At 45.8% G+C, this 11,850-nt stretch carries 6 protein-coding genes; 4 read left to right on the forward strand and 2 right to left on the reverse strand.

Going from position 1 to position 11,850, the window contains the following annotated elements; all coding sequences use genetic code 11:
* The first annotated feature begins 303 nt into the window (after positions 1–303).
* Positions 304–1,314: an aspartate-semialdehyde dehydrogenase gene (locus tag ACTIE6_RS23505; protein WP_439558951.1), complete on the forward strand. Its 1,011-nt coding sequence runs from the start codon at positions 304–306 to the stop codon at positions 1,312–1,314.
* A 137-nt stretch (positions 1,315–1,451) separates the two neighbouring features.
* Here the strand turns inward: ACTIE6_RS23505 and ACTIE6_RS23510 are convergent, their stop codons facing one another.
* On the reverse strand, positions 1,452–2,669 hold the full coding sequence (locus ACTIE6_RS23510; RefSeq protein WP_439558952.1) for an NADH-quinone oxidoreductase subunit D: 1,218 nt from the start codon (positions 2,667–2,669) through the stop codon (positions 1,452–1,454).
* 1 nt (position 2,670) lies between these two features.
* Complete coding sequence (locus ACTIE6_RS23515) at positions 2,671–4,239, reverse strand: glycoside hydrolase family 10 protein (protein ID WP_439558953.1); 1,569 nt, start codon at positions 4,237–4,239, stop codon at positions 2,671–2,673.
* 319 nt (positions 4,240–4,558) lie between these two features.
* Between ACTIE6_RS23515 and ACTIE6_RS23520 the strand changes: the two genes are divergently transcribed.
* The 3 genes from ACTIE6_RS23520 to ACTIE6_RS23530 form a co-directional block, all read left to right on the forward strand.
* Positions 4,559–6,373, forward strand: coding sequence for a glycosyltransferase (locus ACTIE6_RS23520; protein WP_439558954.1), 1,815 nt, complete (start codon positions 4,559–4,561; stop codon positions 6,371–6,373).
* A gap of 251 nt (positions 6,374–6,624) precedes the next feature.
* Positions 6,625–7,467 carry a 50S ribosomal protein L11 methyltransferase gene (gene prmA, locus ACTIE6_RS23525; RefSeq protein ID WP_439558955.1) on the forward strand — a complete coding sequence of 281 codons (843 nt, stop codon included), beginning with the start codon at positions 6,625–6,627 and terminating at the stop codon, positions 7,465–7,467.
* A gap of 60 nt (positions 7,468–7,527) precedes the next feature.
* Positions 7,528–11,850 (forward strand): hypothetical protein (locus ACTIE6_RS23530; protein WP_439558956.1); only part of this gene is annotated, 4,323 nt, incomplete at its 3' end.

The raw sequence follows: 11,850 nt of genomic DNA on the forward strand, positions 1-11,850 counted from the left end.
TCTAAAAGAATGCAGGGATGATGTGGTTAAAATCGGACTATCATTTTTCGGGCCGGTTGAAGCAATTACAGATACTGATTTATATGATATTCCACTCAACAACTGCATCACCCCGGATCAGGTTTACAGGTTTTAGTTTGCTAAAGAAGGTAGGTTAACCTGTGGGCAGCTTTGTTAAATACTGTATTTAAATACATTAATGAAAGATTCGGGGCGTAATGCTAAAATTTCGTCGTAAATTTGCGGCACTTTTCGCCTCTGGCGGAAGCAGTCAATTTTTATCCATTTAATCTTAATGCAAGAATGAAAATCGCAGTAGTAGGCGCTACCGGTTTGGTGGGCGGCGAAATCCTCAAAGTGCTCGAAGAGCGTAATTTCCCGGTAACGGAATTGTTGGCCGTTGCATCAGAAAGATCTGTTGGTAAGGAAGTTACATTCAAGGGTAAACAGGTCAAGGTGATCGGTTTTGAGGACGCGATTGCAGCTAAGCCTGAGATTGCTATTTTCTCGGCAGGCGGCAGTACTTCCCTTGAACTTGCGCCAAGATTTGCAGAAGCTGGAATTACGGTTGTAGACAATTCCTCAGCTTGGAGAATGGATCCTACGAAAAAACTCGTAGTACCTGAGATCAATGCAGTTGAGCTTACCAAAGAAGATAAAATTATCGCGAATCCAAACTGCTCTACCATTCAGATGGTGGTGGTTTTGAATCCATTACATAAAAAATATAAGATCAAACGTGTCGTTGTTTCCACATACCAGTCAGTAACAGGTACCGGCAAAGCAGCAGTTGATCAACTTTTCTCTGAGCGCGCAGGGGACCACAGCAAAGGCAAAGTATATCCACACCAGATCGACCTCAATGTACTGCCGCATATCGACGTTTTCCTCGATAACGGTTACACCAAGGAAGAAATGAAGATGACCAACGAGACCAAGAAAATCATGAGCGACGACAGCATTGCTGTTACTGCTACAACGGTTCGCATTCCAACAATTGGCGGTCACTCAGAAGCGGTGAACATTGAATTTGAAAATGAATTTGATCTGGATGAAGTGCGTGCTATCCTTTCTGAAACGGAAGGTGTAGTTGTTCAGGACGATCCAAGAAATGCAGTTTACCCGATGCCGCTAACAGCGCACGGAAAAGACGAAACTTTTGTAGGTCGCATTCGCCGCGACGAGTCTCAACCTAAAACGTTGAATTTGTGGATTGTGGCTGATAATTTACGCAAAGGTGCAGCAACCAATGCAGTTCAGATCGCCGAGTTCCTGGCGAAAAATGAGCTGGTAGGGGTGGCTCAGGAAGCTTAGGTCTTTAAGATGTTGAATGAATGAGAGAGCTGCCGGGAGGTGGCTCTTTTTTTCTCCCCTAAATCCCCTCAAGGGGACTTAACTTTTGCTCAGTATTTATAAGAAAGCCCCCTTAAGGGGGTTGGGGGGCGGGGGGCCTACCTATCCACCTCCCCCATTACCACATCAATCGAACCAATTATCGCAACCAGATCGGCCAGCAAAGCGCCTTTTGATATTTCCCCGATTACATGCAGGTTATTAAAACAGCAGGAGCGTGCTTTGCACCGGAATGGTATGTCTGAGCGGCCGTCAGAGCGGAAATAAAAGCCTAGCTCGCCTTTCGGACTCTCGCCTCTGATATAGAAGTCCATTGCTTTCGGCCGGATCTTCTTGGGTACTACAGCCTGCGGATCAAAGTCGCGCGTTCTTTTATAATCACCTGTGAGTTGCGCGAGGCTTTGCTCAATCAGTTTTACGGATTCCCAGCATTCCACCACCCGCACCCAGGTACGGTCCCAGCAGTCACCGGTAGTGCCCATTTTACCCTCACCGATTGGTATTTCAAAATCCAGTTCAGGGTAAACGGAATAACCATCTACCTTCCGCAAATCATACCTCAGCCCGGCACCCCGTAGCATTGGGCCGGTGCAGCCATAGTTAATCGCGACCGGCAGCGGGAGAATTCCCACATTTGCAGTTCTTTGGATAAAGATTTTATTATCAATTACAAGCTGTTGCAGCTCGATCAACTTAGGTTTGAGATACTTGATAAACTCTAAACATCTTTCCTCGAAACCGACAGGCAGATCATAAAACAGGCCGCCGATCCAGATGTAGTTATAGAGCATTCTCGCCCCGCAGGTCCATTCAAGCAGCCGCAGGATTTGTTCCCGGTCTCGCATCATCCACAAAAAAGGGGTATAAGCGCCAATATCCATTGCATAAGTACCCAGCGCGACAAAGTGCGAAGCCAGCCGGTTCAGCTCGGTTACCACGACGCGGATGTATTCGATCCTTTTTGGAATATCATTTTCAATGCCCAGCATTTTCTCAACACCTCTCACATAAGCGTGCTCGGAGTTCATAGAAGCAACGTAATCGAGCCGGTCTACATAAGGAATGGTCTGATTGAATGGAAGCGATTCAGCGTGTTTTTCAAAACATCTGTGCAGGTAACCCAAATGCGGTACAACGTCAACAACTACTTCTCCGTCAGTAACTACCTCTAATCGCAAAACTCCATGTGTAGAAGGATGTTGCGGGCCCACATTCAACACCATTTCTTCTGTACGAAGATTGTCGGAGTTGTATTTAGTCGGGACCGAAGTAGTCAGATACTCGGATTTATATTCGTATTGAATGGCGTTGCTCATGTTAAAATCTGACGAGTTTCTGATCGTGCACTTCGACCTTCAATGGACCTATTGGCCGGCCTTCGTTATGCAGCCGGTCTACGGCAGTTACATAGTAAACATATCTTTGTCCCGATTCAGCACCGGTATCTACAAATCTTTCACCCTGGTGGCACATTCCAAGGATTTTAGTAGGATCGTGGGCGGTTGGTTTTTCGTCTGGCATAAATCTGTAAATGACATAATACCACGCTTTATCCCCGTCCGAAGCTGCATCCGGCTTTTCCCAGGTAAGTTCCAATCCTTTTGACAACAATGTAGCTTTCAGGCTTTTGGGAGAGAGCGGAGGCACATTATCTTTCCATGGCATCGTCGGGACCAATGCAGGATACTTGAAAAAATCGCGGCGGAGTGAATCTACAAATCCCAGGCTATTCGCACGCAAAGACCTTGAACTGAAAAATATGGCCCCGTCTGTTTCACTTTCTCTGAGGTACCTTACCTGATTGGGAATTTCTTTGGGGTTTGCCCAAAAAGTATCTCGGTCTTTATACCCGACGCGGTATGCGCCCATTCCTATATATAAGTGTCTTTCAAAGCGGTTTTCAGTCCACCAATCGACCAGATTTCTATATGGAACCCGTCCGAATCCTGATGAAAAATAGACCTGCGGCGCGATGTAATCAATCCAGCCTTCCTCCACCCATTTACGGCTGTCAGCAAAAAGGTCATCGTAGGAAGCCAGGGCGCCATAGGTTTTAGAACCTTCGGGATCACGGTCTTTATTCCGCCACACGCCAAAGGGGCTGATACCGAATTTTAGTTTTGGTTTGGCAGCATACAATGCATCGTGAATCTGTTTTACCAATAAATCGACATTGTGCCTGCGCCAGTCTGCTTTGTTGGAGAAGCCAGCGCCATATTTCCGGTAAGTAGCCTCATCCTGAATCACCTGCCCGGGAGAAGCATAAGGATAGAAATAATCGTCAAAATGAATTCCGTCTACGTCGTAGTTTTTGGCAACATTGACGGTCATATCTGTAATAAACTGCCTTACTTCCGGGATTCCAAAATTGAATAGCTTGTAACCGTCGTAGCTGAGGATCCATTCGGGGTGGGTTTTGCTGATGTTATCAGCGGATACGCTGGTTGAAGACTTGTGAACGAGGCGGTTGAGATTAAGCCAGGCGTGAAATTCGAGTCCGCGCTGATGTGCCTGTTCGATCATAAAATCCAGCGGGTCCCACATCGGTTCCGGCCTTCTTCCCTGCCGGCCTGTCAGCCACTCAGACCATGGTTCCGGGCTCTTGGCGTAGAATGCATCCCCTGCTGCCCTTACCTGGACAAACACCGCATTCATTCCGACTCTTTTATGAAAATCAAGTAGATTGGAGAACTCTTCCTGCTGCTCTTCTGGTATAAGATTTTTACTGCTCGGCCAGTCAATGTTATCGACGGTTGCGATCCAAACAGCCCTGAATTCTCTTTTTGGAGGCAAAGGATTATCAATTTCAGTAGTCTGCGCTATGCAACTTTCCAACGAAAACATGATCACTGCACAGAAAAGCGCAACTATTTTAATTTTTTTCACTATCTGACCAATGCAAAATGTTAATCCAATCAAAGTAACGTAATTTGGAACAAAGTTAGCCGACAAGGCACTTAAATTCATGTAAGGATGAGCTCATTTGCGGCTCTGAATTAAGCTGGCAGTCATTTGAGGAATTCTTGTCATTGTTATATTTCGCCATTTTCGGCACTGTATTTCAGCGAATAATCAAGTGCATGATTGTTGTAATTGTGAATAATTTTTCTGCATATTTATTGTGTAATTACAAGGTTTTTTGTGACTAAAATAGCGCATTTAATCGCTGAATTACCGATGGTAACGTTTAAACATACATCCCATATTGGAACCTTTTGTTAAAACCACGAAGAAAAACGTCCTGTTTGAAGTTGCATGGGAGGTTTGTAATCAAGTTGGAGGAATATATACTGTTATAAGGACCAAAGTGCCGGCAATGGTTGAAAAGTGGGATGAAAACTACTTTTTGCTGGGCCCATATTTCGAGAAAAAAGCGAGTTCTGAATTTGAGGTGATCAATGATCTTGATGATTCACCGGCGGGAAGGGTTGTGAAGAGAATGCGTGAAATGGGGTACTCGGTTTACTATGGATATTGGCTCGTTACCGGCAAACCCCGCGTTGTTCTTTTTGACCTTGACAGCATTGCAAAAGAGCTTGATACGATCAAGTTCAACCTCTGGGAAAAAAGCCGCATTCCTACTATCAACGTGGAACACCTTGTTAATCAGACTTTGTGTTTTGGCGAAATGGTGCGCATTTTCCTGAAAGAATATGCAGAAGATAATGCAAAACGGGAAGATATCTCTGCGCAGTTTCACGAATGGATGTCGAGCAGCGGCTTGCCTGAGCTGAAAAGGGACAATGTAAAAGTGGCGCTCACATTTACGACCCACGCAACGATGCTCGGCCGCTACCTGGCCCAAAATGTTTCAGGTTTTTACAGCAAACTGCCCTTTTTTGATTGGGAACAGGAGGCCAAGAATTACAACATCCTGGCGCAATGTTCGGTAGAGCGGCAAGCTGCATTGAATGCGCATGTACTCACCACAGTGAGCGACGTTACAGCCCGCGAATGCGAGGTTTTCCTGGGCCGGATGCCTGATCTCGTAACGCCAAACGGACTGAATGTAGTACGGTTCCAGGCTGTTCATGAATTTCAAAACCTGCATTTAAAACATAAAGAACGCATTCACGAGTTTGTCCTGGGCCATTTCTTCCCGAGCTACTCTTTTGATCTTGACAAAACACTTTACTTTTTTACTTCCGGTCGCTACGAGTACAGTAACAAAGGTTACGATCTTACCCTGGAAGCACTTGCGCGCCTGAACTGGAAAATGGTGCAGGCGAATATGGATATGACGGTCGTGATGTTCATTGTGACCAAGCAGCCTTATTATTCCGTGAATCCGGATGTATTACAGTCGAGAGCGGTTCTGAATGAATTGCAGGAAACCTGTACCGCAATCGAGAAGGAAGTAGGAGAGAAGCTGTTCCTCGCCACTGCTTCCGGCGCCGATCACAAAATGCCTGATTTGAACAACTTCGTTGACGAGTACTGGCGGCTAAGGTTACGCAGAACCATCCAGAGCTGGAAAACGGACAAGTTACCTGCGTTTGTAACTCACGACTTGAAAGAGGAAGACGGGATTACGGATTTTTGCAAAAGGGCAAATCTGGTCAACAATGAAAGAGACCGTGTGAAGATCGTGTACCACCCGGATTTCATATCTTCCACCAACCCGCTTTTTGGTTTGGATTATGGTCAGTTTGTACGCGGCTGCCATTTGGGTGTTTTCCCAAGCTACTACGAGCCTTGGGGCTACACGCCGCTGGAATGCGTGGTGCGCGGCGTACCTACTGTTACCAGCGATTTATCCGGTTTCGGTGATTATATCATGCAGATCATGCGGGATTACGAAAACCGCGGTATTTATGTGATCAACAGAAAATCACAAACCTTCTCGCAAGCCGCAGACCAACTCGCAGACATACTTTTCAAATTCGTAAGAATGCAGCGCCGCGACCGCATTATGCAGCGAAACAGGGTTGAAAACATCTCAGACGTTTTCGACTGGACAAACCTGCGATCCTACTACGACACCGCGCACGATCTGGCCACGAAGAGAAGAAAGCCTTGATAAAGAAGCCAAAAGCCCGCATTTGCGGGCTTTTTTTAATAAGGAGCAGGGTTTCAAAAATTGCAATTACTCACAGCCATATATAGGTTGATAGACATCAACTTTTATATAATTAATCCCGGTATTTAAAAATTTGATTTTAAAATACCGGGATTAATTATTCCTGATTACTGCCATATTTCACATGTACTTCTGCCAAAAACCCAGATTCTTAGTACCTTTTCCAGCATTAAAAACGATTAACAGCAATCATGAACTACATAGAAGTTGATTTGACCATTGAGCCGGATTTTTCAGAAATTATAATGGCCGAGCTTGGTGAGCTGGGCTTTGAATCTTTTGTTGAAACAGACAATGGACTGCTGGCTTACATTCAGGAAGAAGATTTTGATGCAAATGCACTGCAATCCATTATCGCCAAATACCTGGATCTGACGGCAATAGCGGCTACCTGGAAATCGTTAGAAAGGAGAAATTGGAACGAGGAGTGGGAGAAAAGCTACGAGCCGATCGAGGTCGGTGATCAAGTCCGGGTGAGGGCTACATTTCATAACCCGGATCCTGCATTCAAATACGATCTGCTGATCCAGCCCAAAATGTCGTTTGGTACCGGGCACCATGAAACCACCTGGCTCGTGATGAATGAACAGCTGAACCTGCCGCACCAGGGACTTTCAATCATGGATGTAGGATGCGGAACCGGTATCCTAGCCATTTTGGCGGCCAAATTGGGTGCAAGCAGTTTGCTTGGATTTGACATCGATGAATGGGCAGTGGAAAATACAGTCGAAAATTTCGAAATGAATGAGCTTACTGCTGAAACCGAAGCTTTTCAGGGTACGATCAGCAAAGTGCAGGAAGGCAGGATATTCGGTGGAATTTTGGCCAACATCAATCGCAATATCCTGTTAGCCGAAATCCCGACTTATGTGCAACATCTGGAACCCGGCGGCTGGCTGGTAACAAGTGGTTTTTATGAGAATGATCAGGCTGATATCGAACAATGTGCATTCGATGCCGGCCTTAAAAAACTAAGATCAAATACACGCAACCAATGGGCGACCGTTGTATTTGAAAAACCAAAAATCGGCTAAGATTAACTGACAAACAGCCAAAAGCTACCCGCTCACAGCCAATAGCTAAAAGCCAAAAAAATGAGAATAATCCGCTTTACTTTACTGCTTTACTGCTTCATCTTACTTGGCAAAACCGCATTTGCCCAAAACCTGAAATTGCCCGACGAACCTGCCCAGTTCATGGTGCAGTTTAAAAAGGCAATGGACGGAAGCCGCAATCCGCAATACATCCGGGCGGCCGCACAGCTGGATAGTATCTGGATGTCGGCATTCAATACTTCCCAGCAGATGAAGTTTACTGCGATCGTGAAAGCGCAGGTGGCAAAAGGCCAGAAGGCGGGACCTGTTTTGTACCTGCTTACGCGGAATGCAGCTTTTTTGGCCAAAAACGCACCCGATAATTTCGACAGTTTTCTCAATCTCGCGGCACATGCAGGGGAAAAGTACGATGGCAAAACATTGCAAAAAGTCTTTGAAACTGTGCGGGTTTTGAATGAAAGTAAAAAGCTTTACGCGGCGAATTATAACTCTCTTTATCTGGTCGAAGGCTCCTATAAATTCCGGTTTGACTCGGCGAATGTGGAAAGAGCGAATGTGGAAGCTGCTATCAACGACAGCTGGGACACGCCGGTTGATACCAATTTTGTAATTGCCCCCAAATCGGCCCCGGTACCTATCATTTCAGGTGCATTGGTTGATTTACAAAATGCAAAATTCGCGATGGTAACAGGCAGCGACTCTGTTGTTTTCGGGCCAAGTAATGGAAGTGTATCCTTGCAGGATGGGATTTTTGCTGGTAAAAACGGGAAGTTTGACTGGCTTGCAGCGGGAGATTCTTCAATATATGTGGATCTGGATGCATACTCTTTCAATATCGCCCAACCTAAAATAGTTGCAGAAAATGTAACGCTGCACCACGATCAGCAGCTGGCCGGTCCTATCAAAGGTAAGCTGGAATACCGCGGGGTGAAGAAAACAAAAGGTCAGCCTGCACCTTACCCGCGCTTCGTATCCAACGGAATTGACGCGCGGCTGAAAGATACCCGCAAGAGCATTGATTACAAAGGCGGCTTTTCGCTGATTGGTACCGATATGTACAGTACCTCGCTCAGCGACCAGCTTTCGACTGTCAATGTGAAGTATAAGGATAAAATCGCATTTACTGCCAAAAGCAAGAAGTTTGCGCTGCGTGATTCGGTGATCTCCTCTTCATTTGCCATTTTTTCAATGCCGCTCGGCAGCGATTCTATTTACCACCAGGGCGTTACTTTCAAATACAATGACGACGAAGGTCTGCTGAAAACAGGCAGAATGGAGAAAACGGATTATGCGCCACTGCCCTACCAGGATAGTTATCACAAGATGAACATCTGGGCCCAGGCAATGCGCTGGCGGTTTACTAACGATAAGCTCGAATTTCTGCGGATTGACGGCAAGCAGGTAGTGCCAGTTACCTTGGAGTCTCAGGATTTTTTCAAAAAAGAACGTTTCCGGGAAATAGCTAAGGAATATGGTTTTCAGCCTCTGAATATGGCGGCAAGCTATGTGCAGACGACCAAGAAATCCGCATTTCTTTCAGAAGAGTTGGCCGCGAAATTTAAACAAAACCCTAAAATCGTACGCAATACGCTTGACAGACTGACGCTGCAAGGCTATTTCATTTATAATAAAGCCACGGATGAATATGCATTGAGCAAGAAAGGTGCATTATATGTACTCGCAAATATTGACAAGGCAGACTACGACAACTTCCAGGTTGCGTCGCAATATACAGCCAACAATGAAACTGCAAATGCGACCATTTACATGCCTGATACCTTGCTGACTGTTCTGGGTGTGACGGGATTTGTTGTTAGTGATTCTTTGAAAATCAATGCGGTACCTTCTGACAAGAAGCTGGTTATTGGTAAAAACAGGAATTTTACATTGAATGGAAGAATGGTGGCTTCCAACTACCAGTTTCGCGGGCAGAACATCAAGTTTGACTACAATCAGTTTTTCGTGAATGTGGCGCCTTCTGATTCGATCACATTTACACCGAAAGAAAAATTTGCAAAAGGTCAGAAAGGCGAGGTAGGCGGCCACGTGAAGTATGATAAGGGAGGTACCTTTTATCTGAGCGATCCTAAGAACAAGTCGGGCTTGCAGAAAGGAATGAAAAAATCGCCGAGATTGGTGGTGGAAGATGGTATGACGGTATTTTTTGACCAGGAGGAACGCGGTCCGATTACTTATCCGAAAGAGAATGTGTTTTTCAAAATACCAAAACTCGATATGGGCGGGCTCGACGAGCGCGACGTTATTTTCGACGGTACCTTTACTTCCGGCGGCATTATACCTCCAATCAAAACCGTGCTGAAAAGCATGCCCGACAACTCGCTCGGTTTTGAATACAAGCCGCCAGTGACGGATATGCCGATCTACAATGGACAGGCTCAGGCCAGGTTTACCGACACGCTGACGATGGATAACACCGGTTTGCATTCAAAGGCGGTTATCAAATATTTATCAACCACGATTACTGCAAAGAACGTCGTACTTGCCTCCGACTCGCTCATGGCTTCGGGCGAAACTGCGTCTATTAAGGAAGCGACGATCAGAAAAGGGTATTTTCCGGCAGTAGCATTGAAAGATTATGCATTGAAATGGTACCCGAATGCAGACAGTATGTTCATTAACACAACCGGAAAATCGTTCTCATTTCATAATGGAACAACCAACCTGGAAGGAAGTCTGCTGCTGCGCTCGACTGGTTTATACGGTAATGGAAAGCTGAAACGTGCCGATTCGGAGCTTTCTTCGGCAGATATCAAGTTTAATAAAGATGGTTTTCTGGCCAACCGGTCTTCATTTGCAATCAACAGCAGCGAGGTTAAGTCGGCTAAAAAGCTGCTGACTGGTAACAATGTTAATATTGATTTCAATTTCAAAACCGGGGTTGCCAACTTTCTGACAGATGAAACCGGCTTTGGAAATGATTCTTCGGGAATGCAAATCCCGACTGCCTCTTACCAAACGTTGATCGGGAGCGCGAAATGGGATATGAATAAAAAGACAATCCTGATGAAAGGAATAGGTGAAACTTCCACTTATACCTCGACGGATTCAACACAGGAAGGTTTGACATTCAGTGGTTCCGAGGCTTTATATGATATCGAAAAAGTGTCGCTCAACATCAAAGGTGTTCCCTTCATTCAGACTGCCGACGTGAAGATCATTCCTGATAAAGGAGTGGTAAGTGTGGACAGCAAAGGCAAAATTGCGCCGTTGAAAAATGCCCGCATTGAAATTGATACACTGAATGTAGCGCACAGAATGCGCGACGCGAACATACGCATTGATTCCCGCAACCATTTTGAAGGTTCGGCCACCTACCAGTATATCACGGCGAGAAAAGATACTTTCAATATCAAAATGCAGAATTTCGAGTTGCGTGAATTCGGCTCTGCAACAGAAGGGAAACGTTCCAGGAATAACAATCAGCCGGCTGCTATCAGGTACTACACCACTGCGCGCGCGGATGTAAAAGAAGAAGAGAACCTGGTACTTTCTCCGCGGATCCAGTTCAAAGGCGGCATTAACCTGATCGCTTACGAGCCTTCCCTGCAACTGGACGGATTTGTAAAGCCGGTAATCAAGTTCAGGAAGGATTTTCAGAGCTCGTGGATTGTTTATAAAGAATCCCCGGGCGAAACTGTCGCTATCAAGATCAACAAGGACCTGAAAAACGAGCACGAAATACCGTTGTCAGTAGGCTTGCATTATAATGAAACGCGCGGGATGTACATGAGCTTTTTGTCGCCCAAAGAATCGGATGGCGACGAAGATATCTACCTCGCGCAAGGTGCATTGAATTATGATGAGGATCAGAAAGCATTCAAAGTAGTACCGCCGCCGGGAGCCGACGGGTTAATCGATGAAGCGAATGCACTTCGTTTTGATGATAAAACCGGAACGGCAACTTTCTCAGGTCCATTCAAATTCGTCGGCGCAGACTGGCTGCAATCTGTCGGAAGCGCCGAGGTGCAGGTGGATAGTTCCAAATTCAAATTCAATAGTATGTTACTGTTGAAAATGCCTGCGCTGGATCCCATCGCACAGCCTATTGCGGCTAAAATCGTCGAAACAAACCTTGAAGAGCAAAACAGCACCGCAGCAGACGACGATTTTGAGCAACTGAATCAGAAACTGTCGGCATTGATCGGAGCGAAAGCAACTGACGCTTATGCCAAGCTGACGGCGGCAGGCTATAAGCCACTTTTCGAAGCTTCACCGATCCTGGATGTTCCGATGGTATTGTCGAATGTAAACCTGCATTGGTCACCGCAGCACCAGGCTTATTATTCGCAGGGTCCGATTGGTGTGGCACACCTGGGCCGCAATAACATCAATGCACAAATG

It is taken from the genome of Dyadobacter sp., from assembly GCF_051859145.1.
Lineage (GTDB): Bacteria > Bacteroidota > Bacteroidia > Cytophagales > Spirosomataceae > Dyadobacter.